The organism is Amycolatopsis sp. MtRt-6, from assembly GCF_017308975.1.
Taxonomy (GTDB): Bacteria; Actinomycetota; Actinomycetes; order Mycobacteriales; family Pseudonocardiaceae; genus Amycolatopsis.
The window spans coordinates 25,093-51,522 of sequence record NZ_JADWPD010000033.1 but is presented as its reverse complement, the minus strand read 5'-3'; the positions used below and the strand labels follow the sequence as shown (position 1 = coordinate 51,522).

The window sequence follows — 26,430 nt, the reverse complement described above, 5'->3', positions numbered from 1 at the left end:
GTGCACGCGGGTGAGGAGGCCTTATGGGGAAGAGGATCGGCGCGGGCAAACGAGGACGTTCGCCCGGCCGCACCGCCGTCCTGCTGGGGGCAGGGGCACTGGTGACCGGTATGCTGGCCGGTTGCGGCTCGGGCGGCGGACTGAAGATCAACGTCTACTACGCGCCCGAGGACAGCTTCCAGAAAGTCGTCGACAACTGCAACAAGGCGGCGGGCGGACGCTACGAAATCGTCTACAACAAGCTGCAGCGCGGCTCGGACGACCAGCGCCTGCAGATGGCGCGGCGGCTGGCCGCGGGCGACACCGCGATGGACGTCCTCGGGCTCGACGTGACCTGGGTTTCGGAGTTCGCCGAAGCCGGGTGGATCGACGAGTGGACCGGCGAGAACAAGGCCGCGGCGTCGCAGGGTGTCCTGGAGGGACCGCTGGAAACGGCGACCTACAACGGGAAGCTCTACGCCGCCCCGAAGAACACGAACGTCCAGCTGCTCTGGTACGACGACCGGATCACGCCGACGCCGCCGAAGACGTGGCAGGAGATGATCACCGAGTCGAAGGAGCTGAAGGCGCAGGGCAAGCCGTACAGCATCGTGTTCACCGGCGCGCAGTACGAAGGCCTCGTCGTCTTCTACAACACGCTGGTGGAGTCGATGGGCGGGCACATCCTGTCCGAGGACGGCAAGTCCGTGGTGATGGACGACGGCGCGGTGCAGGCGCTGGCGCTGCTGAAGGAGATCACGTCGTCGGGGATCACCGACCCGTCGCTGACCAACTCGAAGGAGGACGACGTCCGGCAGACGTTCCAGCGCGGTGACGCCGCGTTCGAACTGAACTGGCCGTTCGTCTACGCCTCCTACGCCAAGGAAAAGCCGCAGGACGTCTCGCACATGAAGTGGGCGGTGTACCCCGAGGCGAAGCCGGGCACACCGGCCAAGACCACCATCGGTGGCTACGACCTCGCGGTCAGCTCGTTGTCGGCGCACAAGCCCGAGGCGTACGAGGCGGCGCTGTGCCTGCGGAGCGCGGAGAACCAGAAGTTCTCGGCGATCAACGACGGCGTGCCGCCGACCATCGAATCGGTGTACCACAACGACACGCCGCTCGACCCGGCCAAGCCGGCGAGCGCCGACAACCCGAACATGGCGATCAAGTACCCGATGCGCGACTCCATCCTGGACGCGCTGAAGGACGCCGCGGTGCGGCCGCTGACCCCGGCCTACCAGAACATGTCGACGGTGATGTCGAAGATCCTTTCGCCGCCGGCCGAAATCGATCCGCAGGCGACCGCGGCCCAGCTGCGCGAACAGCTCGGCGACGCGCTCCAGTCGAAGGGAGTGATCCCGTGACCGTCCAGGACTCGACCCCGGCCGGGGCGACCGCCGCCGAACAGACGGCACCGGCCAAAAAGGGCAAACCAGCGCTTTCCGAAGGGAAGAAGGCCGAGAGACGACTCGGGCTCTGGCTGTGCGCGCCCGCGTTCCTCGTCATGGTCGCGGTCACCGGCTACCCGATCGTCTACTCGATCTGGCTGTCGCTGCAGCGGTACGACCTGCGCTTCCCGGCGCAGCAGGAGTTCGTCGGCTTCGACAACTACGCGGCCGTGCTGTCCAATTCGTACTGGTGGACCGCGTTCGGCACCACGATGTTCCTCACCGTGGTGTCGGTGGCGATCGAGTTCGTGCTCGGCATGGCGCTGGCGCTGGTGATGCACCGGACGCTGGTCGGACGCGGCCTGGTCCGCACGGTCGCGCTGATCCCGTACGGCATCGTCACCGTCGTCGCGGCGTTCTCGTGGTACTACGCGTGGACGCCGAAGACCGGCTACCTGGCGAACTTCCTCGCCGACGGCGCGGCCCCGCTGACCCAGCAGTGGCCGTCGATGTTCATCATCATCGGCGCCGAGGTGTGGAAGACCACGCCGTTCATGGCGCTGCTGCTGATGGCCGGCCTGGCGCTGGTGCCGGACGACCTGCTCAAGGCCGCGGCGATGGACGGCGCGAGCGCGTGGCAGCGGTTCACGAAGGTGATGCTGCCGGTGATGAAGCCGGCGATCCTGGTGGCGCTGCTGTTCCGCACGCTGGACGCGTTCCGCATCTTCGACAACATCTACGTCCTCACCGGCGGCGCGCAGGACACCGGTTCGGTGTCCATGCAGACCTACAACAACCTGGTCAAGGGCCTCAACCTCGGGATCGGGTCGACGATGGCGGTGCTGATCTTCCTCACGGTGGCGATCATCGCGTTCATCTTCATCAAGGTGTTCGGCACGGCCGCACCGGGTTCGGACAACGGGGGTAAGCGCTGATGGTGATGGGAACCGTCACGACGGGCCGCAAGGTCAAGTGGGGCCTCGTCGACATTCTCGTGCTGGTGTTCGCGCTGGTGCCGGTGCTCTGGGTGATCTCGCTGTCGTTCAAGACCAAGGACACGCTGACCGACGGGAACTTCATCCCGCGGTCGTGGACCTGGCAGAACTACGCGGACATCTTCCAGACGTCGGAGTTCCTGCTGGCGCTGGTGAACTCGATCGGCATCGCGATCATCTCGACCGTGATCGCGGTGGTGCTGGGCACGATGGCCGCGTACGCGATCGCGCGGCTGGACTTCCCCGGCAAGCAGCTGCTGGTCGGGCTCTCGCTGCTGATCGCGATGTTCCCGCAGGTGTCGCTGGTGACGCCGCTGTTCAACATCGAGCGGAACCTGGGGCTGTTCGACACGTGGCCGGGGCTGATCCTGCCCTACATCACGTTCGCGCTGCCGCTGTCGATCTACACGCTGTCGGCGTTCTTCCGGGAGATCCCGTGGGAGCTGGAGAAAGCGGCGAAGATGGACGGCGCGACGCCGGCCCAGGCCTTCCGGAAGGTGATCGCGCCGCTGGCCGCGCCGGGCGTGTTCACGACGGCGATCCTGGTGTTCATCTTCTGCTGGAACGACTTCCTGTTCGCCATCTCGCTGACGTCGACCACGGCGTCGCGCACGGTGCCGGCGGCGCTGTCGTTCTTCACCGGGTCCTCCCAGTTCGAGGACCCGACCGGGCAGGTGAGCGCGGCCGCGGTCGTGATCACCATCCCGATCATTGTGTTCGTGTTGTTCTTCCAGCGTCGCATCGTGGCGGGGCTGACCTCCGGTGCGGTGAAGGGGTAGCGCTATGGCAGAGATCGTGCTCGACAAGGTGTCGAAGAAGTACCCCGACGGCGCCCTCGCCGTGTCCGAAGTGGACATCACCATCGCCGACGGCGAGTTCATCATCCTCGTCGGCCCGTCCGGCTGCGGGAAGTCGACGACGCTGAACATGGTGGCCGGCCTGGAGGACATCTCCTCCGGGGAGCTGCGCATCGACGGCCAGCGCGTCAACGAGAAGGCCCCGAAGGACCGGGACATCGCCATGGTGTTCCAGTCCTACGCGCTCTACCCGCACATGAGCGTCCGGGAGAACATGGCCTTCCCGCTGCGGCTGGCCAAGGTCGACGACAAGACCGTGCGGGCGAAGGTGGAGGAAGCCGCGAAGATCCTCGACCTGACCGCGCACCTGGACCGCAAGCCGGCCAACCTCTCCGGTGGCCAGCGGCAGCGCGTCGCGATGGGCCGGGCCATCGTCCGGAGCCCGAAGGCGTTCCTGATGGACGAGCCGCTGTCCAACCTGGACGCCAAGCTGCGCGGCCAGATGCGGACGTCGGTTTCGAAGATCCAGAAGCAGCTCGGCACGACGACGCTGTACGTGACGCACGACCAGACCGAGGCCATGACGCTGGGCGACCGGGTCGTGGTGCTGCGGGCCGGGTACGTGCAGCAGATCGGCTCGCCGCAGTTCCTCTACGACAACCCGGCGAACCTGTTCGTGGCCGGGTTCATCGGCTCGCCGTCGATGAACTTCGTCCCGGCGACGCTGGAGAACAACGAGCTGCGGAGCGCACTGGGCACGACCCCGCTGACCGACCGGGTCCGCCGGCTGGTGGAGCGGGCCGACGCCCCGCGCGAGCTGATCGTCGGCATCCGGCCGGAGCACTTCGAGGACGCGGCGCTGGTCGCCGACAAGAGCGGCGGGGGGACGTTCACCGCGCACATCGACGTGCTCGAGTCGATGGGCTCGGAGAAGTTCGCCCACTTCACGGTGGAGGGCGAGGCCGCCACCGCGCAGGAGCTGGCCGAGCTCGCCGCGGACAGCGGGTCCTCGGACGTCCCGGGCGCGGAGTCCCAGATCGTGGCGCGGCTGTCGGCGGAGTCGTCGGCGGCGGAGAACGCCGACCTCGAGGTCTGGTACGACGCGGACAAGATCAAGCTGTTCGACCCGGCCAACGGCAAGAACCTGACCTACGAGGACTAGGTCTGCCGCAGCGCTCGTGAGTGGTAATTCGGGTTCTAACCCGAATTACCACTCACGAGGGCGTGGGGAGGCGGGGGAGGATCGCGTTGGCCGCCCCGCGGGCCAGCGCGCACGTGGCGTCGCCCGCCGTGCCCGCCGTCTCGACCACGCTGATCTCCGCCAGTTCCCGGCGGCCGGGCAGGCCGGGCGCCGGCTGGGTGGTGTCGACCAGGCAGAACGCGCCCGCGACCCGGACGCGTGCCTCGCGGCCGCCGAGCGTCTCGACCGGGCCGGTGGACTCCGTCGTCGCTACTGTCAGCTTGAAGCTCACCTTGCCGCGGATGCAGCTGTGCCCGGACAGGCCGGCCGTCGGCTGGCTGCCGGGCCCGGCGGCGGCGTCGACGTCGTGGCTGTCGAGCGGGACGCACGGGGCCACCCGGCCCCACGAGCGGTCCGGGAACGTCAGCCGCCCGACCTTGTGCGCGGTGATCGCGGTCAGCGCCGAGCCGACGGCGGCGTCCGCGACGCCGCAGCGGGCGGCCTGGTCGCCGCTGCCGTCGGTGACCGACAGGTCGAGCCGGTAGCCGTCGGCGAAGGTGATCGCGCGGGTGCACGCGCTGCGATCGTTGAACATCGACTGCTGGATCGCCACGCCGTCGGGTACGGGCCCGGGGTAGGCGTAGGGCTTGATGTTCGGGTCGGCCTCGAAGGCCAGCGGCCCGACGAGGATCGTGCGCGGGCCGGCTTCGGCGTGGCAGCTTTCGAACGTCGGCACCGCGACCGCGCCCGGCGCCACTTCGGGCACGTTCAGCAGGCTGCAGTAGTCGACGCTGCCGAAGTCGCCGAGCGCGTCGACGGCGGTCAGCGGCGTGGGTCCGGAATCCCGCTCGGGGGCGGCCTGGGTGGTGGCGCAGCCGGCGGTCAGCAGGGCGCAGAGCATCGCGACGGCCAAGCTTTTCGGACGCGGGTACACGGGGTGCAAGTATCACCACATCCGGCCGAAAAACCAGCCCTGACGGGGACATCTCTCACTATTTTTCCCCAGCCGCGGGCAAAAGGCGCAGGTCATCGGATTTCCGCCTGGTTTACCCGTGGTTCCCCGGTCTCCTGAACGATTTTCGGCTTTGCCGTCCCCTAAGGGGGCGGTCCACCCCGTGGGCGATGCGGAAACGGGTACTCCGGTGGTGAAGTGGAGGTATCGGAACTTCGAGGAAAGGGAAAAGACGATGAGCGCACCGGTCACTCGACGGCTGTCCCGTCCGCGCCACGGCCGCATGATCGGCGGCGTCTGCGCGGGCCTGGCCCGGCGGTACGGCATGAAGCCCGGCACCGTGCGGCTGCTGGCCGTGCTGTCCTGCCTGCTGCCGGGGCCGCAGTTCGTGGCCTACCTGGTCATGTGGGTGGTCGTCCCGTCCGAGTAAGTCCTCGGCTCGGGCTGCAAATCCCGCTACGCTGCGGTGGTGGTGCAGTGGGGGGACGAACAACGGAAGCCCTGGGACGTCGGGTTCCGCGAGCTGGTCGAAGGCGAACCTCTCATGGGTTTCCTGATTCTGGCCGGCGCGCTGCAGATGGAGCCGGGGGAGTGGCTCCCGGCGGTCTCCGACGCCGTGCCCGAGGTGCTGCGGTACGTCGAAGACGGGCGAGCCCCCGAGCGTTCCCGGGTGCTCTACATCGTCGAGATGGTGGCGCGCGCCGCCCGCGTGGCGACGGTCGACGAGCGCTGGCCCGCGGTCTGGGGGGAAGCCGTCCAGCGGCTGATCGCCCTGCTGGACGACTCGGCCGAGGCGGTCCGGCGCGCCGCCGGCCTTGCGTTGGCAGAGGCACCGGAGCCAGAGATCGTGCTGGATGCCCTGCTCGACCGCTTCAGCCGGGAAGAGGCTGACTCCGTGCGCGCCGGGCTCGTGGTCGCGATCGGCGAGGTGGGCGGTGAAAGTGTGCTGCCGTGGCTGGCCGAGCGGACGAACGAGGCCGCGCTCGCCGTCGCGGCGTGGGTGTCGATCGCCCGGATCGGCGGCGAAGTTCCGGTGGACCGGTTCGTCGACGCGTTGTGCGGCGATCCGGCTCCCTATGACGGCCTGCACGGCATCGACAGCTCTTCGGACCTCCTGGAGTGGGCGGTCGAACCCCTGACTCCGGAGTCGCAGACGGAGGTGCTGATCGCGCTGACGGCGAACCCGGCGTTCAGCACCGCGGTGCGGACCGTAGCCGGCGAGCTCGCCACCGACCGGCCGCTAACGGCCGAAGCGCTTGTGCCGGTGTTCGGCCGATTGCTGGAGACGTCCGAGCGGGGCTGGGCCGCTGCCCGGCTCGGGGACCTCGCACCGGCTTCGGCCGGGTACGCCGATCGGCTGTTCGCGCTGATCGACGACGCGGGCCCGGCGGAGAAGCTCGGGAAGTTCGTCGTCGCCGAAGTGCGGGACATGGCGTTGTGGGCGTTGCTGAAGCTGCGTGATCGCCGTGCGGTGGCGCCGCAGCTTGCCCTGTGCACCGAACGGATGCGGGCGGAACGGCCCTTCATCGGCTCGGGGTGGCTACCGTCGCCGCCGGGCGAAGTGCCGATCCTGCGCGATCTCTTCGGGCACGCGCCGGAGTTCGCCGACGAGGTCCTGCCCTGGGTTCTCGACCTCCTGCCCGACTGCGACGCGATGGTCGTCCTGCAGGTGACGCGCCTGCTGACCGACTGGGGCCCGGTGGCCGCCCCGGCGGTGCCGCAGCTGGCGCCGGCGCTCGGCTCGGAAGACCCACGGGCCGTGGAGTGGTGCGCCGACGCGCTCCGGGTGATCGGCGTCGCGGACGGGCAGGTGCTGGACGCGCTCGCCGAGGCGACCCACCGCAGGGAGCTGCCATGGGCCGCCCGCAGTGCCGCCGCGACCGCGTTCGCCGTCCTCGGTGGTGACCAGGCGGCCGCCGACGAACTCCTGGCGGAGGGGCTCGCCCGGGGCGAAGGGGCCACGGTCGAACGGCTCGCGGCCCTCGGCCCGGCCGCGGCGCACCACGTCCCGGCCCTGCGGGCGTTCGACTGCTCTCGACCGGCGGACGAGGTGGCGGTCGCCCGCGCGCTGGCCCGTCTGACCGGCGACGCCGCGGAGGCGGTACCGGTGCTGCTCGGCGTGCTCGCCGAGATGAAGCCGAAGCAGGCCTACGAGACTGAGGGAGCGGCGGTGCGGGGGCTGTTGGAGCTGGGGCCGTTGCCCGCGGCGACGGCACCGCTACTGCGCCGGATCCTGGCCACGGACGAGCGGCTGACCTTGTGGGGCGACGTCCCCCGGGAACGGGCGTTCCGCCGGGACGTCGCCCGGCTGCTCGCGAACTGCGGCTGAGTCAGGGACGCCAGCAGGACATCGCTTCGTCGACTTCGTCCTCGCTGAGCGGCGGGTGGGGCAGCACCGACGGAGTGCCGGGCTCGGCGCGGAGCCCGTCGAGCAGCATGGTGAGGGACCGCCGCCAGAGGTCCGGGTCCACCGCGCACGTGAACTCCACCACCGAACCGATCATCATGTGCACCATCGCCATGTCCGAGGGTGCGAAGTCCGGCCGCAGCCCGCCGGCCGCTTGGGCCCGTTCGATGAGCTGTGTGATCAAGGGCACCATGCGGGCCTTCTTCTCGGCGACGTGCTCGTGGCCGAACTTGTTGGACAGCATGATCTCGCGCAGCCCGCGGTCGGCGGAGTGCAGCTCGGCCGCCTTCCACGTGAAGTCGACGAACGCCTGCCACGCGTCATCGGCCTTCAGTGACTCCACGGCGAGGTCGCCGATCTCTTCCATCCGCTCGGTGAACATGGCCTCGACCAGGTGTTCCTTGCTGGGGAAGCGGCGGTAGACCGTGCCGACGCCGAGGCCGGCGTGGTGGGCGATGTCGTCCAGCGTGGCTTCGAGCCCGCGCTGACCGAACACTTCGCGGGCCGACGCCAGGATGCGACGGCGGTTGAGTTCAGCGTCACGCCGCAGCGGCCGCGCCGGTGCGGCGGGACCAGCGTCCCGTGCCATGGCTCCAGTCTAACCGCTGAAGTAGAGGCGCCATCTCCGGTTCTTGTGTACCTTGGGGCGAGTAAGGGGAGATACCTACTCCACATAATCTTGTGATCACTTTCTGTGAGGACACTCCATGCCCGAGTCCACACTCGCCGTCGCGCCGTCGGGGGACACGCGCGCCGGCGAAAACCCCCACCACGCCAGACGCTGGCTGATCCTGGTGATGATCGGCATCGCGCAGCTGATGGTCGTGCTGGACGCGACCGTGGTGAACATCGCGCTGCCCTCGGCCCAGGCCGACCTGGGCTTTTCCAACGACGCCCGGCAGTGGGTCGTCACCGCCTACGCGCTGGCGTTCGGCAGCCTGCTGCTGCTCGGCGGGCGGCTCGCGGACCTCTTCGGCCGCAAGAACGCGCTCCTCGTCGGCCTGGCCGGCTTCGCCGCGGTGTCCGCGCTCGGGGGCTTCGCGACCAACATCGAGATGCTGCTGGTCGCCCGGGCGGCACAGGGCGTGTTCGGCGCGCTGCTCGCGCCCGCCACGCTTGCGCTGCTGACCACGACCTTCACCGACCCGAAGGAACGCGGTCGCGCGTTCGGCGTGTTCGGCGCCATCGGCGGTGGCGGCGCGGCGGTCGGGCTGCTGCTCGGCGGCGTGCTCACCGAGTACCTCGACTGGCGCTGGTGCATGTTCGTGAACATCATCTTCGCCGTCGTCGCGTTCGCGGGCAGCTCGGTCCTGCTGCGCAACCAGAAGGACGAGGGCCCGCGCCCGAAGCTCGACCTGCCGGGCACGATGACGGCGTCGGCCGGCCTCTTCGCGCTGGTCTACGGCTTCGCGAACGCCGAGTCGGACTCGTGGTCGTCGGCGTCGGTCTGGGGCTTCCTCGCCGCCGGCGTGGTGCTGCTCGGCGTGTTCGTGTGGCTGCAGCAGCGCGTCGAACACCCGCTGCTGCCGCTGCGCGTGCTGCTCGACCGGGACCGCGGCGGCTCCTACCTGGCGATGTTCCTGCTCGCCATCGGGATGTTCGCGATCTTCCTGTTCCTGACGTTCTACGTGCAGCAGAACCTGCGGTTCACGCCGATCCAGAGCGGCGTCGGCTTCCTGCCGATGGTGGCGACGCTGATGCTGTCGGCCACGACGGCGACGGCCGTGCTGCTGCCGCGGTTCGGCCCCCGGCCGCTGGTGCCGACCGGCATGGCGATCGCCGCGGCCGGCCTGTTCTGGCTGAGCGGCATCGGCCTCGGCAGCACGTACGTCTCCGGCGTCCTCGGCCCGCTCCTGGTGATGGGCTTCGGCATCGGCCTGGCGATGGCCCCGGCGATGAGCGTCGCGACGTTCGGCGTCGAGGCGCACGACTCGGGTGTCGCGTCGGCGGCGGTGAACACCGCGCAGCAGGTCGGCGGTTCGATCGGCACGGCGCTGCTGTCGACATTGGCCGGCAACGCGGCCACGGCGTACGTGGCGGGCAAGACCCCGACGCCGCAGCTGGCGGCCGAGGCGGCCATCGAGAGCTACACGACGGCGTTCACGTGGGCCGCGGTGATCTTCGTGGCCGGCGCGGTGCTCAGCGGCCTGCTGCTGCGCCCGGGCGTCCCGGCGGGTGAAGCGGCGCCGGGCGCCGTGCACATGTGATCGCGGGTGACGTGACCGGGCTGCCCGGTCACGTCACCAACCCGTGCCGGTAGGCGTAGACGACGGCCTGGACGCGGTCGCGCAGATCCAGCTTCGTGAGGATGCGCGACACGAACGTCTTGACGGTTTCCTGGCTGATCACCAGCCGTTCCGCGATTTCGCTGTTGGACAGGCCGTCCGCGAGCAGGCGCAGGACCTCCAGCTCGCGGGGTGTCAGCGGGACGTCCGGTGCGTTGTCCGGCGCCGGCCGGATCCGGGCCGCGTGCCTGCCGACGAGCCTGCGCGTCACCTCCGGGTCCAGCAGGGCCGCGCCGGTGGCCACGGTCCGGATGCCGTGCAGCAGCCGGTCCGGCGGCGCGTCCTTGAGCAGGAACCCGCTCGCGCCCGCGCGCAGCGCCTCGTAGACGTACTCGTCGAGGTTGAACGTCGTCAGCACGAGCACCTTGACCGGGTGCGGCACCCCGGCCCCGGCCAGCCGCCGGGTGGCCTCGATGCCGTCGAGCACCGGCATCCGCACGTCCATCAGGACGACGTCCGGGCGCAGCCGCGCCGCGAGATCGACCGCGGTGCGCCCGTCGCCGCACTCGCCTGCCACCTCGAAATCCGGCTGGGCGCCGATGATCGTCACCAGCCCGGTGCGGATGAGCAGCTGGTCGTCGCAGACGAGGACGCGGATCGGCGCGCTCATGCCGGGTTCCCGGTGGGGATCCGGGCGCGGACGACGAAGCCAGCGTCGCCGGGGCCCGCGCTGAAGTCGCCGCCCAGGACGCTCACCCGCTCCCGAAGCCCGGCGAGGCCGCGGCCGCTGTCGCCGGGTGCCGCGCTTCCGGAGCCCGCTGTCGACACGGCCACGGTGATCTCCCGGTCGCCGTGGTGCACTTCGACGGCGGTGTGGCTGCCGCGCGCGTGCTTGAGGGCGTTCGTCAGGGCTTCCTGGACCACTCGGTAGGCCACCAGGTCGGCGCTGCCCGCCGACTCCGCGGGCGTGCCCGCCTCGGTGAACTCCACCGGCTGCCCGGTTTGGCGGGCCTGCTCCACGAGGGAGACGAGCCCGCCCGGGGACGGCGTCTCGTGCCCGGGGTTGAGCAGGTAGAGCAGGTGCCGCAGGTCGGTGATGGCGCGCCGGCCGGTGTCGGTGATCGCGGTCAGCGTCCCGTCGAGCCGATCGGGCGCGGCGGTCAGGTACCGGGCCGCCTCGGCCTGCACCACCATCGCCGTCACGTGGTGGGTGACGACGTCGTGGAGCTCACGGGCGATGGCGGCGCGTTCGGCTGCCCGCGTGTCCTCGGCGACGCGGCGGCGCCGCCCGGCTTCCGCGGCGCGGGTGGTGCGCAGCCAGGCCCCGATGCCCCACGCGAACACCAGCAGCAGGAAGAACGTCACGAACTCCGACGGTGGTTCCGAGCCGAACCGCGCGAGGGCGATCGCCAGCACCACGTACGCCGCCGAGAACCCGAGTGCGGTGGCGCGCCGGCGTCGTGACAGGTGGGCTCCGGCGCTCACCAGCGCGACGCCGAGCGCGGTCCCGGCGACCGAGTGGTACCCGCGGAGCTGGTCGACGGCGAAGCCGAGCGCGACCAGCGTCAGGCACACGGCCGGCCACCGCCGCCGCACGGCGAGCGGGAGGCTTTCGACGGCGACCACCACGACGGCCAGCGCGTCGAACGGGCGCGCCGGCACACCGCCGAGCTGCGTGCCGTGGCTCTGGAGCACCGGCAGGAACGAGGCCGCCAGGAACAGCAGCCCGAGCGGGAGGTCCCGGACCACGACGTCGAGCCGGCGCCACTCGATCACCGGGAAAGTGTAGTGACGTCGGCAGCCCGCTCGGAACGCCGCCGCGGCACCAGGCGGCCGCGCCGGTGGGCGAGCCACAGGAACGCGCCCGTGCCCAGGACGCAGAACAGCACCGAGTAGAGCGAGCCTTCCGGGCCGAAGCTGCCGCCGGTGATGAGCGACGGCCCCGACGTGACGGCGTCGAGCAGGCCCTGCGGCGTGCCGTTGCCCGAGACCTCGGTGCCGAAGATGCCGGCCGCGGCGAAGTTCCACCCGAAGTGCAGGCCGATCGGCACCCACAGCCTGCGCGTGGCGACGTACGCGGCGGTCAGCAGGCCGCCGGCCTCGATCGCGATGGCGAGGGCGCCCCACAGGCTCGCGTGCGGGTTGAACAGGTGGGCGAGGCCGAACAGCAGGCCGGTCAGCACCAGCGCGAGCCCGGTGCCGAGCCACTTCTCGACGACGCGGAACAGGATGCCGCGGAACAGCAGTTCTTCGGTGACCGCGGCGGCGGCCATGAAGCCGACCAGGCCGACGGCGCCGGGGAAGCTGCCCCAGCCACGGACGTCGTAGGCCCCGAGCAGGGCGAGGTTCGCGATGACGAGCCCGAACAGCGCGAGCCCGACCAGCGTCCCCCGGCCGAGCGCGAGCCCGGCACCCGGCCCGGCCAGCTCGTCGACCGGCCGGTGTTCGGTCTTCCGCACGACCCACCGGTAGGCGAGCACCGCGAGCACGGCGGTCAGCCCGCCGAAGAGCAGTGTGAGCCACGGATTTCCGGTGAGGGCAACGAGTTGCTGCCCGGCGAACGCGACCGCGGCCACGGCCAGCAGCTGCCACACGACTCTCATGGGGATCCCTTCACGTCGACCCGCGGCGCGCTGTCGCGGTGTGGAACGAACGCTAGGGAGGCGGCGGGCGGGAATCGTCCCCTGCGGGTGGACACCTGCGCGTAGCTCGCACGGGGGACACCCGCCGCCGGGCCCGGCCTGCTAAGGGACGAGGGCGACGAACCCGAGACCGGTCGTGCGCTCGGCCAGGTCGAGGGCGGCCGCCGGGTCGTCGAGGCCGGCCGTCAGCAGCTCGATCGCCGACAGGTCCAGCACCCCGGACCGGACCAGGTGCCACGCCGTGGTCACCGTCCGCTCGTCGCTCATCCAGGAGCCGCGCAGGGTGAGCCTGCGGTGCATCAGGTCGCCGTACGGGACGGGCAGCTCCTCGCGTACCCCGCCGACGAGCACCAGGGTGCCGCGCACCCGCAAGCTGTCGTAGGCGGCCATGGTCGCCTCCGCCGACGGTGCGGCGCCGAGCGTGTCGACGGCCACGTCCACCGGGCCGATGCCCGCCGCGTCCGTCGCGCGGTCGCCGGTCAGCCGGTGGGTGCGCACGCGCGGATCGAGCTTCGCCAGCCGGCCGAGGGCGTCCTCGTTGCGGCCCACCGCCGTCACCGTCGCCGCGCCTTCCGCCAGTGCCGTCAGCACCGCCGCGCCGCCCAGCTGACCGGTCGCCCCGATCACGGCGACGTCGCGACCGGCCACCGCGCCGGCCGCGTGCAGGCCCGTGGCGGCGACGCAGAGCCACGGCAGGAACGCCAGGCGGGCCGGTTCCGGGTACGTTTCCGCCCCGGGCAGCTTGACCAGGGTTTCCTTGGCGCACAGGGCTTTCTCCGCGAAGACGCCGTCGCGCCACACGCTGCGCATCCGGTCCGTGCGCGCGCTGCCGGCACCGGAACCACCCAGGCCGACCCAGCCCACCAGGATCTCGTCGCCGCCGCCGGCGTCGAGCAGCGCCGTGTTCAGCACGAGGTCACCCGGCTCGACGTGGAAGACGTCCGGGGCGACGTCGAGCACGCGCCCGACGCAGGACGGACCCAGGACCAGCGGGACCGGCAGGCCGCCGCGGTTCCCCCGCACCACCGCTCTCGTGTACGCCGGGAGGTGCGCGGCGAGCACCTCCACGAGCACCCCACCGCCCTTGAGCGTGGGCTCCGGCACTTCGGCGCGGCGGACGTCTTGCGCGGTCGCGATCCAAGCTTGCATGGCACCAGCCTCGCGCCGGGTTAAGCTGGTATCCAGAATTGCTTTATTCTGGTACTGGAGGTTCCAGGGTGGGCACGGAACTGGGCGCGTTCCTGCGCAGCCGCCGGGAACGGCTCACCCCGGCCGACGCCGGCCTGCCCGCCACCGGGCGCCGCCGGACCCCCGGGCTGCGCCGCGAGGAACTGGCCCTGCTGGCCGGCATCAGCGCCACCTGGCTCACCTACCTCGAGCAGGGCCGCGACGTCCGTCCGTCCGGCCAGGTGCTCGACGCACTGGCCAGGGCGCTGCGGCTGACCGGCGCCGAACACGAGCACCTGCACCGCCTCGCCGGCGGCGGGGTGTCACCGGGGGAGAGCGCCGGCGAAGAAGCCGCGCCCGAGGTCGCGGGCGTCCCGGCGCTGCTGGGCGGCAACCCCGCGTACGTCACCGGGATCTGTTACGACGTCCTCGCGCTCAACGACGCCGCCGAGGAGCTGTTCCGGGGCATCGGGCGGGGTGGGAACGTCGTGCGCTGGCTGTTCACCGAGGCGGCCGCCCGGGAGGTGCTGGTCGACTGGGAGCCGGAGGCGCGCGGGGTCCTGGCCCGGCTGCGGGCGATCGCCGGGCGGCACCCCGGCCACCCGCGCGTGACCCGGCTGGTGGCCGAGCTGACCGAGGCCAGCCCCGAGGTGCGCGCGTGGTGGCCGCGGTACGACGTCCAGTTCAGCCACGCGGGGCACAAGCGCCTGCGGCACCCCCGGCTGGGCGTGATCACCGTGCCGCACGCCGCGTTCCACGTCGCCGAGCGGCCCGAGCAGACGCTGGTGGTCTACCACCTAGTGCCGTCGTGACCGCAGCGTCTCGATCACCTCGTCGTCCCAGCGGTGGGTGCGGATCAGGCGGTACCGCTCCGCCGCCACCCACATGTACGCCTCGGCGTCCGTGCGGTCGCCGATCAGCCCCGCCTGGCGCAACATGCCCACCACCGGCACGAACTCCTCCTCGAACCAGCGCTGCGCCACGCTCGCCCGGTCGCAGAACTTGCCTTCGTCCTGCATCAGCCGGAAGCCCCACGCCTCCACGTGCTCGCCCAGCTTCGCGTAGTTCCACGGGTCCGACACGATCACCGAGGCCCGGGCGTGGCCCGTCAGCGGGACGCGCTCCAGGAACAGCCGGCGGTAGTCCTTGACGATCAGGTCGCCGCGGTGGCGGATGCCGCTCGGGTCCAGCTTGGTCCGCACGACCGTCACCGAGGCCTCTATTGTGGACAGTCCCTGCGCGATCGCCACCGAGGCGCGGTGGTGGCCGTCGATGATGAAGTGCAGCTCGCCCACGCGGTACACCTCGATCGGCGGGATCTCCTCGCCGCGGCGGGCGGCCAGGGCCAGGCGCTCCCAGCGTTCGCGGACGCGGGCCGACGTCGGGCGGAAGCGGCGGTCGAAGTCGCGGCTGCGGTCGACCGTGCCGACGATCGACTCCAGCTTGATCACCCGCAGCCCGATCCGGTGCTCGCCGAGGTAGCCGAGCGCCTCCACCACCTCGTGGAACGGCAGCATGATGTTGACGTCGTCGGGCTCGCGCCGCAGCCACGTCGACAGCCGCGAGAGCACCTGGCCCCGGCGCGCGCGGAGGAAGTCGTTCTCCGCGTCGGCGCGGGGGAATCCCGTCTCTTTCACGATATCTCCATGATCCGGTGGCCCACCACGTTGCGGATCCGGGTCGTGCCGGCGACGCGGTCCGGCACCGGCTCGCCGTGGGGGTGGATGTGCCCGTGCAGCAGCCACTTCGGGCGCAGTGCCTCGATCGTGCGGTGCAGGCACGCGAACCCGCGGTGCGGCGGGTCCTCGCGATCGCCCAGGCCCCGCGGTGGCGCGTGCGTCAGCAGGACGTCGACGTCGCGCCCGTCGCGCCACCGCCGGAAGCGGGCGCGCCGGACCAGCCCGCGGGCCCGCCGGGCCTGCTGGCGCTGCGTCCACTGGTTCGGCCCGTCGTTGTAGCGGACCGAGCCGCCGAGCCCGGCGAACCGCAGGCCGGCGACGTCGACGAGCCGCCCGTCGGCGTTGACGCCGCCCGCCGGGCCGGGCCAGACCGTCGGGAAACCGTCCTTCATGGACAGGCCGCCGTAGCGGGTGTAGCCGCTCAGGTCCGGGTCGTGGTTGCCGGGCACGAACACGCACGGCACGTCGAGCGCGCTCGCCAGGAACGCCAGGTAGTCGTAGGGCAGGTCGCCGGCGCCGATGACCAGGTCGACGGAGACGGCGCGGACCGCGTCGGTCCACAACCGCTCGTCGACCTCGTCGGAGACGACCAGCGCTTTCGGCATGCGCCCAGGATAGGACGCGACGCCGTCATTTCATCCCGTGCGCGAATCCCGGGTCGGCGGCGATGACGAAGGTGATGACGACGATCCACAGCACGCTGAGCGCGAGCGCCCAGAACTTCAGGTTGGACAGCATCTTGGACATGACGGGTTCTCCGAAGAATCCGGTGGGGAGGAAGGGGACTAGAGCCAGCCGTTCTTCCGGAATATTCGGTACAGCAACAGGCAGATGCCGAGGATCACGGTGATCACCAGCGGGTACCCGAACTTCCAGTGCAGCTCGGGCATGTAGTCGAAGTTCATCCCGTAGATGCCGGCGATCATCGTCGGCACGGTGATGATCGCCGCCCACGACGTGATCTTGCGCATATCGGTGTTCTGCTGGAGCGAGATCTTCGCGACGGTCGCGTCGACCAGGGTGGACAGCAGCTCGTCGAACGCCGCGACCCGCTCGGACACGGTCGTGAGGTGGTCGGCGACGTCGCGGAAGTAGGAGCGGACCTCGTCCGGCACCAGCCGCGTGTAGCCCTCGGCCAGGCGCTGGATCGGCGTGGCCAGCGGCATGACCGCCCGGCGCAGCTCGAGGACCTCCCGCTTCATGAGGTAGATCTGCTCGGCGCTGACCTGCGAGCGGGGCGCGAAGACCTGCGCCTCCATCTCGTCGATGTCGGTCTCGATCCGCCCGGTGACGTCGAGGTAGTGGTCGACGACGTGGTCGGTGATGGCGTGCACGACCGCGGACGGCCCCAGCTGCAGCCGCTCCGGGTCGTCGTCCAGCTCGCGGCGCAGCCGCGCCAGCCCCGAGTGGTTCCCGTGCCGCACGGTGATCACGAAGTCGCGGCCGAGGAACACCATCAGCTCGCCGGTCTCGACGATCTCGTTCGCCGTCGTCGGCGACTCGTGCTCGACGTACCGCACGGTCTTGACCACCAGGAACAGCGTGTCGTCGTAGCGCTCCAGCTTCGGCCGCTGGTGCGCTTCGAGGGCGTCCTCGACCGCCAGCTCGTGCAGCCCGAACGTGTCCGCGACGCCCTGGATCTGCTGGGCGTCCGGCTCGTGCAGCCCGATCCAGACGAACCCCTCGTGCCGCTTCCGGACCTCCTTGATGGCCTCGGAGTGGGTCCAGCGGCCGGGCAGGCGCTCGCCGGCGACGTACACGGCGCAGTCGACGACGTACGCCGACAGCGGCACCGGAACCGGGCGGACCGGGACGGCGCCCTTGTTGCCGCGGCCGCGGAGGCCGCCGAGCGAGGGAATGGCAGGCATGGGATCTCCTGGTGTCGTGCGTGGTCGTGCGAGACGACGGACCAGGGGCGGAAAGCGTCCGCCCGGCGACACACCAGCGTTCCGGAGTGAGAAGGCCTACCTGGAGACGACCCGTGAGGTGGGAACGCTGGGACTACTAGGGAGCGGACTATCGCCACTACTCATCGGGTTCCTCACCTCCTTCGGGCCGGGGGCAACAGTGGCGGGGCTCGCGTTGACGCGCGAACACCGATGGTTGAGGGTACTCCTCACTACGGATGCGTGTCGTACCAGCCTCACGCGGTGTTACGCGGACAGGAGAAGACGAGTGCAGTTCGGTCGGTACTACGAGGAGTTCGAGGTCGGTGCGGTCTACAAGCACTGGCCGGGCAAAACGGTCACCGAATACGACGACCACCTGTTCTGCCTGATCACGATGAACCACCACCCGTTGCACCTCGACGCGCACTACGCCGAGGAGACGACCGACTTCGGCAAGAACGTCGTCGTCGGGAACTACGTCTACTCGCTGCTGCTGGGCATGTCCGTGCCCGACGTCTCCGGCAAGGCCATCGCGAACCTCGAGGTCGAGTCCCTCAAGCACGTCAAGCCGACGTTCCACGGCGACACGATCTACGGCGAGACCGAGGTGCTCGACAAGACGCCGTCGAGGTCCAAGGACGACCGCGGCGTGGTGTACGTCGAAACGCGCGGCTACAAGCAGGACGGCCTGATCGTGTGCACCTTCCGGCGGAAGGTGATGGTGCCGAAGCGGTCGTACGGGGAGACTCGGGGCGGGGAGCAGCCGGGCCGGCCGGTGCCGCACGAATGAGGCTCTGATGGACCTGGACGCGATCAAGGGGATACTCCGCACGTTCGCGGAAACGGAGGCCCGCGGGGTCTCACCGCTGTACGAGCACCTGGCCCTGCGGGCCGCGGCGGACGACGACGTCGCCGGCCTGCTGTCGGTCGCCCGCGACGGCGAGGTGCGCGGCACGCTGCTGATGGCGGCGGCGCACCGCCTGGTGCAGGCCGACCCGATCCACCCGCTGTCTCGCTACTACCCCTCGCTGGGCGGCTTCGACGGGGTGGATTCGGACACGTGGCCGCTGTTCCGGTCGTTCCTGTTGGACCGCGCTTCGAAGGCGCGGGAGCTGATCGCCTCGCGGTACACGCAGACGAACGAGGTCCGCCGGGCGGCGCTGCTGTACCCGGGTGTGGCGCGGGCGGCGCGCGAAGCGGGCGGGAAGGTCTCGCTGCTGGAGGTCGGCTGCAGCGCGGGGCTGCTGCTGGGCCTGGACCGCTTCGGCTACCGCTACCAGTGCGACGGCGGCGACCAGCTGACGGCGGGCCCGGCGAAGGCGGCGGTCGGCTTGCACTGCGCGCTGGACCTGGCGCCGGGCGCGACGGTGCCGAAGCTGCCGAAGAAGCTCGCGCTGATCGACCGGGCGGGGCTGGACCGGGCACCGGTGGACCTGTCGGACGAGGACGAGCTGGCCTGGCTGGAGGCCTGCGTCTGGGCGGACCAGCCGGACCGCATCAGGTTGCTGCGCACGGCGGCGGCCGAGCAGGCGCGCCACCGCCCGCGGTTGATCACCGGGGACGGCGTCGACGACCTGGCGACGGCAGCTGCGTCGCTGGAGGGGCCGTTGGTGGTGCTGACCAGCCACGTCTTGGCGTACTTCTCCGCGTCGCGACGGGCGGCGTTCGTTTCGGAGCTGGCTTCGCTGGCCGCCTCACGGCCGGTGTGGTGGGTTTCGGAGGAGTTCTACGGGGCCGGGCTGGAGTTGGTCCTGCCGGGGCGTTCGGATCTGGCGGGTTCGGACGGGCTCGCGACGCTGGGCGTGGTGCGGTGGGAGGACGGGAAGGCCGAGGCGCACGCCCTGGCGCGGACCGCGCCGCACGGGCAGCGGATGACCTGGTTGCCGTTGTAGCCAGACCCCGACACCCGCCCCAAGCGCCCCAATGTGGCCTTCGGTGCGTTGAACGCACCCAAGGCGGCCTTCGGTGCGTTGAACGCAACCAAGGCCACATTGGGGCGGTTGAGACCTGCGCCGTGGCGGGCGGCTGGGAAGCAGCCTCAGGCCCGCGGCAAAGCCCCCCACTCACGCAGCGTCACAAAAAGCAGCTCCACCAACTCTCCACCGGCCTCCAACGCGGCAAGGTCCGCCGCATCGGACCAGCGGGCCTCCGACGCGTCATCACCAGCCGTGAGAACGCCGCCCCGCACCTCGCAGGCGTAGTCGAAGATCTCGAACGGCCCCCGCCGCACCGAGCCCACCAGTGTGCCCGGAATCACGTCGAGGCCGGTCTCCTCGAAAACCTCGCGGACCACGGCCTCCTTGTCCGTTTCGCCCGGTTCGACTCGGCCGCCCGGCAGCGACCATTGACCCGAACCGGGGTCGTTCGCGCGCCGGATGAGCAGCAAACGGCCGTGCGGGTCGAACGCGACCCCGCCGACACAGCGGATCGTGGTGCTGGTCAAGCCCTCCATGTCCCGAAGGGTAGACGTAACCGAGTTGAAAACCGATGTCCTGTACACGGAGAGTAGCCGTACGGTACACTTCGGACCGCGTGCTGACCCAAGCGCGGGACTTACCTCCCCTGTGCCTGTTCAGTGCGGTACAACGTAGAAACTGCTGTTGTCCGGTGTCACCGTAAGAGACGGGATTTGATCGCGGTGAACGTGAAGAAGATTGCGGGCCTCGCCGGTATCGCGTTGGTGCTGTTCTTCGTCATCGCCCAGCCTGGGCAGGCCGCCGGCCTCGTCGGCAACATCATCGACTTCCTCCGTAGCTCGGCCGAATCGGTGATCACCTTCGTCAGCAACGTGTTCAAGGGCTGATCGCGGGGTTACCCTCGAACCATGTTCGCGCCACGCGACCCCGACGAGTACCTCCTCGACACCGAGCGGCGGGTCATCCGCATCCGCCGCCACTGGGCGGTGCTGCTGTGGGACACCTTCGAGGCGGCCGCGCTGCTGGCCGTCTGCGTGCTGGTGTCCTACCTGCTGCCACCGGCGCTGTACATCGGCCAGAACATCCTCTGGTACGTCGCGCTGCTCGTCGTCCTGCGGTTCGCCTACGTGGTGATGGAGTGGTGGGTCGAGCGCCTGGTGGTCACCGACAAGCGGTTCGTCATGACCACCGGGGTGTTCACCACCAAGGTGCTCATGATGCCGATCAGCAAGGTCACCGACCTCAGCTACGTCCGCACGGCGACCGGCCGCATGATGGGCTACGGCACGATGGTCGTCGAGTCCGCCGGTCAGATCCAGGCGCTGAACAAGATCGACTTCCTGCCGCGGCCCGAAGAGTTCTACGACACGATCTCGGAGCTGGTCTTCGGCGACAAGCAGAAGCAGGCCGAACGCTTCTCCATGATCAAGGCCCAGCGGGCCGCCCGCGGGAAGAAGCCGGTCGGGTAGGAGTCCCGCCGCGCGTGTGACCCAGCGCATCGTCGACAATGGACACGATGCGCATCGACCTGCACGCCCATTCCACCGCTTCCGACGGCACCGACACGCCGGCCGGGCTCGTCGCCGCGGCCGCGAGAGCCGGGCTCGACGTCGTCGCGATCACCGACCACGACACCACCGCGGGCTGGGCGCCCGCCTCCGAAGCGGTGTCGTCCGGCCTGACCCTGGTCCCCGGCGCCGAGCTCTCCACGGTGTCGATCGACCCCGAGACCGGCCGGCAGATCAGCGTCCACCTGCTCGCCTACCTCTTCGACCCGACGTCGGAAGCCGTCGTCACCGAGCAGACCCGGCTGCGGCTCGAGCGCCGCACCCGGCTGCGGCGGATGGCCGAGCGGATGGCCGCCGACGGCCTGCCGATCGACGCCGACGAAATCTTCGGCCTGCTGCCCGAGGACTCCCCGCCCGGCCGCCCCCACCTGGCGCAGGCGCTGGTCCGCGCGGGGCTGGTCAAGTCCGTCGACGAGGCCTTCGCCGACTACCTCAGCCCCCGCCGCGGCTACTACGTCGCCCGGCGCGACACGCCCGTCGAAGAAGCCATCGACATGATCACCGCGGCCGGCGGCGTCACCGTCGTCGCGCACCCCTTCGCCTTCAGCCGCGGCGCCACCATCAGCGAGGACACCCTCGCCGGCCTGGCCGCGCGCGGGCTCACCGGCGTCGAGGCCGACCACCCCAACCACGACGCGCCGACGCGGGCCCGCACCCGCGAGCTGGCCGGCGAGCTCGGCCTGCTGGTCACCGGATCCAGCGACTACCACGGCACGAACAAGACGATCAAACTCGGCGAGTGCACCACCGATCCCGGGCAGTTCGAGGAGCTCATGTCGCGCGCCACGGGCTTCCAAGTCGTGAAGGGCTGACATGGCGCTCGCCGACGTCTTCGACGCGAAGCTCTTCATGAGCGCGACGATCACCTTGATCGTCATCATGGACCCGCCCGGCACCGTACCGGTGTTCCTGAGCCTCGTCGGCCGCAAGCCGATGGCGACCCGGGCGCGCGCCGCCCGGCAGGCCGTGCTGGTGTCGCTGCTGGTCATCAGCCTGTTCGCGATCGCCGGCCAGGCGATCCTGTCCTACCTCGGCATCGGCATCCCCGCGCTGCAGGGCGCGGGCGGGCTGCTGCTCCTGCTGATCGCGCTGCAGCTGCTCACCAGCAACGGCCACGAGCCCGAGGCGGCGGCCGAAGACGTCAACGTCGCCCTCGTGCCGCTCGGCACGCCGCTGCTGGCCGGGCCCGGCGCGATCGCCGCCACCATCGTGTTCGTCCGGCAGGCAGATGGGCACGTCGGCGCGTACATCGCCCTGGCGCTGGCGATCGTCACCACGCACTTCGTGATCTACCTCTGCATGCGCTACTCCGGCCTCGTCATCCGGCTGATCAAGGAAAGCGGCATCACGCTGCTGGCCAAGGTGGCCGGCCTGCTGCTCGCGGCCATCGCCGTGGAGCTCGTCGCGAACTCCGTCCGCGGGTTCATCTCCGGCGCCGGCTGACGCCGCCACCCGGGTTGTCCTGCCGGACAGGATGTGCCCGGTTCGTTGACATCGTTGGCACCGCTCCCGCAGCCTGAAGCTCAGCTCAGCGTTTGAAACGATTCAACGCCCTGCGGAGGCCTCGATGAAGTGGCTCAGAGCAATCCTGCCGGTCACGGTGCTGGTGGCGAGCGGTGTGGTGGCCGCGCCCGCCGGCGCCGCGCCCGGCTGGCAGAAGTACGTCGTCGCACCCTCGAGCCGGGACGTCCGGCCGGTGCGGGTGCTGTCCACCACCGGTGACGTCACGAACCCGAACGGCCTGCTCGGCCGGGGCGTGGCGACGTTCAAGCGGCAGGCGCCGCCGCCGAAGCCGGCGTGGCCCGCCGGCACCACCGCGGCCGCGTCGTCGTTCCACGCGCCGAACAACGGCGGGAACGGGCAACCCCGGACCTACGACCCCGGCAACGCGATCGACGGCAACACCGAGACGTTCTGGAACGACGACACGATCGGCGCCTATCCCGACGTCCTGACGATCACCGCGGGCGCGCCGGTCGCGCTGCCCGGCGTGACTGTGATGTCCAATGTGGACGGCGTGCCGCAGGACTTCACGGTCGAGGTGCTGGACGGCGGCCTGTGGCGGGTGGCCGCCACGGTCAGCGGCAACACGGCCGTGCAGCGCGCGGTCACCTTCGACCGGCCGGTGACGACCGCGCAGGTGCGGATCACCGTGACCAAGGACCAGAACACCCCGTCCGGCGAGTTCAGCCGGGTCGCCGAGGTGTGGCCCGGCCTGGTCGCCGACCCGCCGGTGCCGAGCGCCGTCGTCGACTTCGGCAAGGTCGTCGCCGGGTACCCGAAGATCGCGTTCGCGGGCGCGTCGGCGAACCGGCCGGGCGTCCGGCTCGCGTTCTCGGAAACCCTCCAGTACCTGGGCGAACGCTCCGACTTCACCCGCTCGGACTTCTCCGGCGGGCCGGGCACCGACCAGTTCGCCGTGCCGGCGACGCCGACCGTGTGGCGCGACACCCAGGGCTGCGCGTCCGGGACGCAGGTCTGCGCGGACGGCCTGCACGGCTTCCGCTACCTGCGGATCAGCCTCGACGCGCTGGCGTCGGACGCGCCGCTCGCCCAGCCCTCCGGCGAGGTGCGCGTCAGCGGCGTCTCGCTCGACTTCACGCCGTTCCTCGGCACGCCGTCGACCTACCGCGGGTGGTTCGAGTCGTCCGACGAAGACCTGAACAAGTACTGGTACGCGGCGTCGTACACGAACGAGCTGGGCATGGACACCTTCCGTGAGTCCGATGTGGACCCTCGCGGCGCCTTCTCGCCGTCGCTGGACGGGAAGCTGGTGCTGCACGACGGCGCGAAGCGCGACCGGGACCCGTACGTCGGCGACGTCGCGGTGTCCGGCCTGACGCAGTACCTGACGCACCAGGACGGCACGGCGGCTCGGAATGTGCTCGCCGATCTCGCCGACCACCAGCGGGCGGACGGCTGGATCCCGCCCGCGTCGATCAACAACTACACGCTGCCGCTGTTCGACTATCCGCTCTGGTGGGTGACGTCGAGCTGGGACTACGTGCTCTACACGGGCGACACCGCGTACGCGGCTTCGTACTACCCGCACCTCGTGAAGACGCTCGACACGTGGTACCCGTCGGTGACTGATTCGCGCGGGTTGCTCGCGAAGGGCCTCAACGGCACAGGCGGCTACGGCGACTACGCGTTCCTGCCGCGCACGGGCGAAGTGACGTACTACAACGCGTTGTACGTCCGGGCGCTTCAGGGCGCTGCGGGTCTGGCGCGCGCGACGGGGCACCCGGCCGACGCGGACCGGTGGCTTTCGCGGGCTTCGGGCGTCTCCGCGGCCGTGAACCAGTACCTGTGGGACCCGGCGGCGGGCGCGTACCTCGACTCGGCGACGGGCCCGGTGCGCCACGGCCAGGACGGCAACAGCCACGCGATCCTCGCCGGCATCGCTTCGCCCGCGCAGGCTGCTTCGGCGCTGGCGCGGCTCGCGGCGGGCGCGTTGCCGTACGGGAACCCGTTCATGGACAACGACACGTTGGTGGGCGACGGCACGAAGCGCGTGTACGCGTTCACGTCGTTCCCCGAGCTGCAGGCGCGGTTCCGGACCGGGCAGACGGCGTCCGCGATCGACCAGATCAAGCGGATGTACGGCTGGATGGCCACGCACGACCCGGGAATCACGGCGTGGGAGGGCATCGGCGAGGGCGGCTCGCACTACCAGCAGGGCTACACGTCGGCCGCGCACGGCTGGTCGACCGGCGTCGTGCCGGCGCTGACGAACGAGCTGCTGGGCGTCTCGCCGACGTCGCCGGGCTTCGCGACCTGGACGGTGGCGCCGCACCCGGGCTCGGTCTCGTGGGCGCGCGGAGCGGTGCCGACGCCGAAGGGCACGTTGTCGGCTTCGTGGTCGCAGCAGGGTTCGGTGTTCTCGTTGACGGTGACGGCGCCGCGGGGGACGTCCGGGTCGCTGGTGGTGCCTTCGGGTCGTCTCGTGCTGCTGGACGGCCGTGCGGTGCGGACCGCGGGCCCGCTGACGGTTTCCGGCGGCACGCACACGGTGCTCGTCGTGCGGTGAACCGGGCTTTCCGCGCGGGGCGCGCTCGCCCCGCGCGGAAAGTGTCGGTGGTGGTGCGTAGCGTGGGCAGCGTGAAGGAGCAGATGGGCTTCGACTTCGGCGTCGCGCAACCGGTGCGGCTCACGAAGGTCTCGCCGGCGCGGCTGGCGACCTTCGACGACTGCCCGCGCCGGTACCGCCTCGCGTACCTGCAGCGGCCGACACCGCAGCGCACCGGGCCGTGGGCGCACAGCACGCTGGGCGCGGTGGTGCACAACGCGCTGCGGGCGCTGTTCGACCTGCCGGTGCTCAAGCGGGTGCCGCAGCGGGCGGTGGCGCTGGTGGCCGAGTTCTGGAAGGACGCGGGCTTCGAAAGCGAGGAGCAGGCGGCGCGGTACCGGGCGCGGGCCAAGGGGTGGGTGGCGGAGTACGTCGAGGACAACGACGTCACGCACGACCCGGTCGGGCTGGAGCGCTGGGTGTCGGCGCCGGTCAGCGGGACGCCGGGGGAGCGGCCGTCGATGATCATCGAGGGCCGCGCGGACCGCATCGACGCCCGATCGGGTGAGTTGGTGATCGTCGACTACAAGACGGGGCGGCGGCCACCGGACGAGTACGAGGCCCGGGCCTCGCAAGCGCTTGCGCTGTACGCGGTGGCGGCGGCGCGCACGTTGCGGATGCCGTGCACGACGGTGGAGCTGCACCACGTCCCGACGGGCACGATCGCGGCGGCGGAGCACACCCCGGAGAGCCTGCAGCGGCACCTGCAACGCGCGGAGGAGACTGCCGGAGACCTGCGCCTGGCCACGGATACCCTGGACGCGGGCGGCGACGGCGACGTGCTGTTCCCGGCCCGCCCGGACCGGCGCTGCGCCTGGTGCGACTTCAGGCCGAGCTGCGCGGCGGGCCAGGAAGCGGCCCCGGCTGCGCAGCCGTGGGACCTGCTCGCGCCCTAGACGGGAGGGTAAGTGGCTTCACCGGACACGGACGAACTGGCGACGGTCCCGCTGCCGGCGGGGAATCCGGCGGCGCGCCCGCGCCCGGACGAGCCGGGAACGGTTCGGCGGAGGCGCGGTCAGGGCGAGCGACCCGAGGCGCCGGACGCCGGGGTGGGTGCGGCCGAGGCGCCGACCGTGGAGCAGAGGCGGATCGAGCCAGAGCGGATCGAACCGGCCGACGCCGGTCCGGAGACCGAGCCGGCAGCCGCTCCGGTGCGCGGCCGGTGGTGGCGCGGGTTGACGGGCTCACTGGCGGCCGGCCTCGCGGTCCTGGCGCTCGGCGTGCTCCTGGTGGGGGCGATCGGCCTCTACACCGGCATGCCCGGCCCCGGAGCGACCCTGCTGATCGGCCACCCCGTGGCGGCGGCGCTGGCGTTGCTGGCCCAGCGCGTCGCCGATCGCCGCGACGGGCCGTCCGCCGTGGGTGCGGGGATCGCGGTCGTGCTGTTCACGGTCTCCGCGGTGTCCCTTTTCTGGCTCACCTGAGCCCGGGAGGATCGGTCCCGCCTCCGGGCAGGGGGCGGGGAGGCCGGATCTCGCGTGATCCGAGGCGGAACTCGCGTGATTGGGGGCGGAACTCGCGTGATCCGGTGGGTATCTCGCGTGTCTGGTGGGGTATCTCGCGTGATCAGGCGG

General features: G+C 71.0%; 27 protein-coding genes. 17 read left to right on the top strand and 10 right to left on the bottom strand.

The window, feature by feature from the left end; genetic code table 11:
* Positions 1-23: 23 nt before the first annotated feature.
* The 4 genes from I4Q55_RS39370 to I4Q55_RS39355 are packed head-to-tail and all read left to right on the top strand — an operon-like array spanning position 24 to position 4,324.
* Positions 24-1,346: an ABC transporter substrate-binding protein gene (locus I4Q55_RS39370; RefSeq protein WP_206795595.1), complete on the top strand. Its 1,323-nt coding sequence runs from the start codon at positions 24-26 to the stop codon at positions 1,344-1,346.
* Positions 1,343-2,305, top strand: coding sequence for a carbohydrate ABC transporter permease (locus I4Q55_RS39365; protein WP_206795593.1), 963 nt, complete (start codon positions 1,343-1,345; stop codon positions 2,303-2,305). Before I4Q55_RS39370 ends, I4Q55_RS39365 begins: the two co-directional genes overlap by 4 nt.
* Positions 2,305-3,144, top strand: coding sequence for a carbohydrate ABC transporter permease (locus I4Q55_RS39360; protein ID WP_206795591.1), 840 nt, complete (start codon positions 2,305-2,307; stop codon positions 3,142-3,144). Before I4Q55_RS39365 ends, I4Q55_RS39360 begins: the two co-directional genes overlap by 1 nt.
* Before the next feature lie 4 nt (positions 3,145-3,148).
* Positions 3,149-4,324 (top strand): ABC transporter ATP-binding protein, encoded by a 1,176-nt coding sequence (locus I4Q55_RS39355; RefSeq protein WP_206795589.1) that lies wholly within the window; start codon positions 3,149-3,151, stop codon positions 4,322-4,324.
* Positions 4,325-4,376: 52 nt separating this feature from the next.
* On the opposite strand, the gene I4Q55_RS39350 is transcribed toward I4Q55_RS39355, so the two are convergent.
* Complete coding sequence (locus tag I4Q55_RS39350) at positions 4,377-5,243, bottom strand: hypothetical protein (protein WP_206795709.1); 867 nt, start codon at positions 5,241-5,243, stop codon at positions 4,377-4,379.
* 286 nt (positions 5,244-5,529) lie between these two features.
* On the opposite strand from I4Q55_RS39350, the gene I4Q55_RS39345 reads away from it, so the two are divergent.
* Both I4Q55_RS39345 and I4Q55_RS39340 read left to right on the top strand, forming a co-directional pair.
* The gene (locus I4Q55_RS39345; RefSeq protein WP_206795587.1) at positions 5,530-5,724 is read left to right on the top strand and encodes a PspC domain-containing protein; all 195 of its coding nucleotides are present in this window, start codon (positions 5,530-5,532) and stop codon (positions 5,722-5,724) included.
* A 39-nt stretch (positions 5,725-5,763) separates the two neighbouring features.
* Positions 5,764-7,623 (top strand): HEAT repeat domain-containing protein, encoded by a 1,860-nt coding sequence (locus I4Q55_RS39340; protein ID WP_206795585.1) that lies wholly within the window; start codon positions 5,764-5,766, stop codon positions 7,621-7,623.
* Between the two features lies 1 nt (position 7,624).
* Here I4Q55_RS39340 and I4Q55_RS39335 read toward each other — a convergent pair whose 3' ends face one another.
* A complete protein-coding gene (locus tag I4Q55_RS39335) occupies positions 7,625-8,290 on the bottom strand; it encodes a TetR/AcrR family transcriptional regulator (protein WP_206795583.1) in 666 nt (221 codons plus the stop codon).
* A 118-nt stretch (positions 8,291-8,408) separates the two neighbouring features.
* Here I4Q55_RS39335 and I4Q55_RS39330 point away from each other — a divergent pair, with 118 nt between their 5' ends.
* Positions 8,409-9,908 (top strand): MFS transporter, encoded by a 1,500-nt coding sequence (locus I4Q55_RS39330; RefSeq protein ID WP_206795581.1) that lies wholly within the window; start codon positions 8,409-8,411, stop codon positions 9,906-9,908.
* A 28-nt stretch (positions 9,909-9,936) separates the two neighbouring features.
* On the opposite strand, the gene I4Q55_RS39325 is transcribed toward I4Q55_RS39330, so the two are convergent.
* The 4 genes from I4Q55_RS39325 to I4Q55_RS39310 all read right to left on the bottom strand — a co-directional run bounded on the left by I4Q55_RS39325 (position 9,937) and on the right by I4Q55_RS39310 (position 13,717).
* A complete protein-coding gene (locus I4Q55_RS39325; protein ID WP_206795579.1) occupies positions 9,937-10,596 on the bottom strand; it encodes a response regulator transcription factor in 660 nt (219 codons plus the stop codon).
* Entirely contained in the window at positions 10,593-11,702 is a 1,110-nt protein-coding gene (locus I4Q55_RS39320; protein WP_206795578.1) for a sensor histidine kinase, read from the bottom strand. Before I4Q55_RS39320 ends, I4Q55_RS39325 begins: the two co-directional genes overlap by 4 nt.
* Positions 11,699-12,529 (bottom strand): CPBP family intramembrane glutamic endopeptidase, encoded by an 831-nt coding sequence (locus I4Q55_RS39315; protein ID WP_206795577.1) that lies wholly within the window; start codon positions 12,527-12,529, stop codon positions 11,699-11,701. The genes I4Q55_RS39320 and I4Q55_RS39315 overlap by 4 nt, the downstream gene beginning before the upstream one ends.
* A 141-nt stretch (positions 12,530-12,670) precedes the next feature.
* On the bottom strand, positions 12,671-13,717 hold the full coding sequence (locus I4Q55_RS39310; RefSeq protein ID WP_242547562.1) for a zinc-binding dehydrogenase: 1,047 nt from the start codon (positions 13,715-13,717) through the stop codon (positions 12,671-12,673).
* Positions 13,718-13,785: 68 nt separating this feature from the next.
* Here I4Q55_RS39310 and I4Q55_RS39305 point away from each other — a divergent pair, with 68 nt between their 5' ends.
* Positions 13,786-14,547, top strand: a complete 762-nt coding sequence (locus I4Q55_RS39305) for a helix-turn-helix transcriptional regulator (protein WP_206795576.1) — start codon at positions 13,786-13,788, stop codon at positions 14,545-14,547.
* Here the strand turns inward: I4Q55_RS39305 and I4Q55_RS39300 are convergent.
* The 3 genes from I4Q55_RS39300 to corA form a co-directional block, all read right to left on the bottom strand.
* Positions 14,533-15,372, bottom strand: a complete 840-nt coding sequence (locus I4Q55_RS39300) for a chromosome partitioning protein ParB (protein WP_206795575.1) — start codon at positions 15,370-15,372, stop codon at positions 14,533-14,535. The two genes, I4Q55_RS39305 and I4Q55_RS39300, sit on opposite strands and share 15 nt — an antisense overlap.
* On the bottom strand, positions 15,369-16,019 hold the full coding sequence (locus I4Q55_RS39295) for a metallophosphoesterase (RefSeq protein ID WP_206795574.1): 651 nt from the start codon (positions 16,017-16,019) through the stop codon (positions 15,369-15,371). The genes I4Q55_RS39300 and I4Q55_RS39295 overlap by 4 nt, the downstream gene beginning before the upstream one ends.
* A 180-nt stretch (positions 16,020-16,199) precedes the next feature.
* Positions 16,200-17,282 carry a magnesium/cobalt transporter CorA gene (corA, locus tag I4Q55_RS39290; protein WP_206795573.1) on the bottom strand — a complete coding sequence of 361 codons (1,083 nt, stop codon included), beginning with the start codon at positions 17,280-17,282 and terminating at the stop codon, positions 16,200-16,202.
* A 307-nt stretch (positions 17,283-17,589) separates the two neighbouring features.
* Here corA and I4Q55_RS39285 point away from each other — a divergent pair, with 307 nt between their 5' ends.
* On the top strand, positions 17,590-18,093 hold the full coding sequence (locus I4Q55_RS39285; RefSeq protein WP_206795571.1) for a MaoC family dehydratase: 504 nt from the start codon (positions 17,590-17,592) through the stop codon (positions 18,091-18,093).
* A 7-nt stretch (positions 18,094-18,100) separates the two neighbouring features.
* A complete protein-coding gene (locus I4Q55_RS39280) occupies positions 18,101-19,195 on the top strand; it encodes a DUF2332 domain-containing protein (protein WP_206795569.1) in 1,095 nt (364 codons plus the stop codon).
* A 146-nt stretch (positions 19,196-19,341) separates the two neighbouring features.
* Here I4Q55_RS39280 and I4Q55_RS39275 read toward each other — a convergent pair whose 3' ends face one another.
* Positions 19,342-19,755 carry an NUDIX hydrolase gene (locus I4Q55_RS39275; protein ID WP_206795567.1) on the bottom strand — a complete coding sequence of 138 codons (414 nt, stop codon included), beginning with the start codon at positions 19,753-19,755 and terminating at the stop codon, positions 19,342-19,344.
* Positions 19,756-19,941: 186 nt separating this feature from the next.
* Between I4Q55_RS39275 and I4Q55_RS39270 the strand changes: the two genes are divergently transcribed.
* From I4Q55_RS39270 to I4Q55_RS39240, 7 genes are all read left to right on the top strand, one after another.
* Positions 19,942-20,106: a hypothetical protein gene (locus I4Q55_RS39270; RefSeq protein WP_162146229.1), complete on the top strand. Its 165-nt coding sequence runs from the start codon at positions 19,942-19,944 to the stop codon at positions 20,104-20,106.
* Between the two features lie 21 nt (positions 20,107-20,127).
* Positions 20,128-20,688: a PH domain-containing protein gene (locus tag I4Q55_RS39265; RefSeq protein ID WP_003095467.1), complete on the top strand. Its 561-nt coding sequence runs from the start codon at positions 20,128-20,130 to the stop codon at positions 20,686-20,688.
* Between the two features lie 47 nt (positions 20,689-20,735).
* Complete coding sequence (locus I4Q55_RS39260) at positions 20,736-21,599, top strand: PHP domain-containing protein (protein ID WP_374194521.1); 864 nt, start codon at positions 20,736-20,738, stop codon at positions 21,597-21,599.
* A 1-nt stretch (position 21,600) separates the two neighbouring features.
* Positions 21,601-22,230, top strand: coding sequence for a MarC family protein (locus I4Q55_RS39255; RefSeq protein WP_206795563.1), 630 nt, complete (start codon positions 21,601-21,603; stop codon positions 22,228-22,230).
* Positions 22,231-22,354: 124 nt separating this feature from the next.
* A complete protein-coding gene (locus tag I4Q55_RS39250; protein WP_206795561.1) occupies positions 22,355-24,817 on the top strand; it encodes an alpha-L-rhamnosidase C-terminal domain-containing protein in 2,463 nt (820 codons plus the stop codon).
* 83 nt (positions 24,818-24,900) lie between these two features.
* A complete protein-coding gene (locus I4Q55_RS39245; protein ID WP_206795705.1) occupies positions 24,901-25,752 on the top strand; it encodes a PD-(D/E)XK nuclease family protein in 852 nt (283 codons plus the stop codon).
* 12 nt (positions 25,753-25,764) lie between these two features.
* Positions 25,765-26,280, top strand: coding sequence for a hypothetical protein (locus tag I4Q55_RS39240; protein ID WP_206795560.1), 516 nt, complete (start codon positions 25,765-25,767; stop codon positions 26,278-26,280).
* The last annotated feature ends 150 nt before the right edge of the window (positions 26,281-26,430 follow it).

Bases quoted from the DNA above. Each gene is read 5' to 3' on its own strand.
- I4Q55_RS39315 (WP_206795577.1), bottom strand. From the start codon at position 12,529: ATGAGAGTCGTGTGGCAGCTGCTGGCCGTGGCCGCGGTCGCGTTCGCC.
- I4Q55_RS39360 (WP_206795591.1), top strand. From the start codon at position 2,305: ATGGTGATGGGAACCGTCACGACGGGCCGCAAGGTCAAGTGGGGCCTC.
- I4Q55_RS39325 (WP_206795579.1), bottom strand. From the start codon at position 10,596: ATGAGCGCGCCGATCCGCGTCCTCGTCTGCGACGACCAGCTGCTCATC.
- I4Q55_RS39330 (WP_206795581.1), top strand. From the start codon at position 8,409: ATGCCCGAGTCCACACTCGCCGTCGCGCCGTCGGGGGACACGCGCGCC.
- I4Q55_RS39250 (WP_206795561.1), top strand. From the start codon at position 22,355: ATGAAGTGGCTCAGAGCAATCCTGCCGGTCACGGTGCTGGTGGCGAGC.
- I4Q55_RS39355 (WP_206795589.1), top strand. From the start codon at position 3,149: ATGGCAGAGATCGTGCTCGACAAGGTGTCGAAGAAGTACCCCGACGGC.
- corA (WP_206795573.1), bottom strand. From the start codon at position 17,282: ATGCCTGCCATTCCCTCGCTCGGCGGCCTCCGCGGCCGCGGCAACAAG.
- I4Q55_RS39335 (WP_206795583.1), bottom strand. From the start codon at position 8,290: ATGGCACGGGACGCTGGTCCCGCCGCACCGGCGCGGCCGCTGCGGCGT.
- I4Q55_RS39310 (WP_242547562.1), bottom strand. From the start codon at position 13,717: ATGCAAGCTTGGATCGCGACCGCGCAAGACGTCCGCCGCGCCGAAGTG.
- I4Q55_RS39265 (WP_003095467.1), top strand. From the start codon at position 20,128: ATGTTCGCGCCACGCGACCCCGACGAGTACCTCCTCGACACCGAGCGG.
- I4Q55_RS39255 (WP_206795563.1), top strand. From the start codon at position 21,601: ATGGCGCTCGCCGACGTCTTCGACGCGAAGCTCTTCATGAGCGCGACG.
- I4Q55_RS39295 (WP_206795574.1), bottom strand. From the start codon at position 16,019: ATGCCGAAAGCGCTGGTCGTCTCCGACGAGGTCGACGAGCGGTTGTGG.
- I4Q55_RS39280 (WP_206795569.1), top strand. From the start codon at position 18,101: ATGGACCTGGACGCGATCAAGGGGATACTCCGCACGTTCGCGGAAACG.
- I4Q55_RS39245 (WP_206795705.1), top strand. From the start codon at position 24,901: ATGGGCTTCGACTTCGGCGTCGCGCAACCGGTGCGGCTCACGAAGGTC.
- I4Q55_RS39350 (WP_206795709.1), bottom strand. From the start codon at position 5,243: ATGCTCTGCGCCCTGCTGACCGCCGGCTGCGCCACCACCCAGGCCGCC.
- I4Q55_RS39275 (WP_206795567.1), bottom strand. From the start codon at position 19,755: ATGGAGGGCTTGACCAGCACCACGATCCGCTGTGTCGGCGGGGTCGCG.
- I4Q55_RS39260 (WP_374194521.1), top strand. From the start codon at position 20,736: ATGCGCATCGACCTGCACGCCCATTCCACCGCTTCCGACGGCACCGAC.
- I4Q55_RS39345 (WP_206795587.1), top strand. From the start codon at position 5,530: ATGAGCGCACCGGTCACTCGACGGCTGTCCCGTCCGCGCCACGGCCGC.
- I4Q55_RS39370 (WP_206795595.1), top strand. From the start codon at position 24: ATGGGGAAGAGGATCGGCGCGGGCAAACGAGGACGTTCGCCCGGCCGC.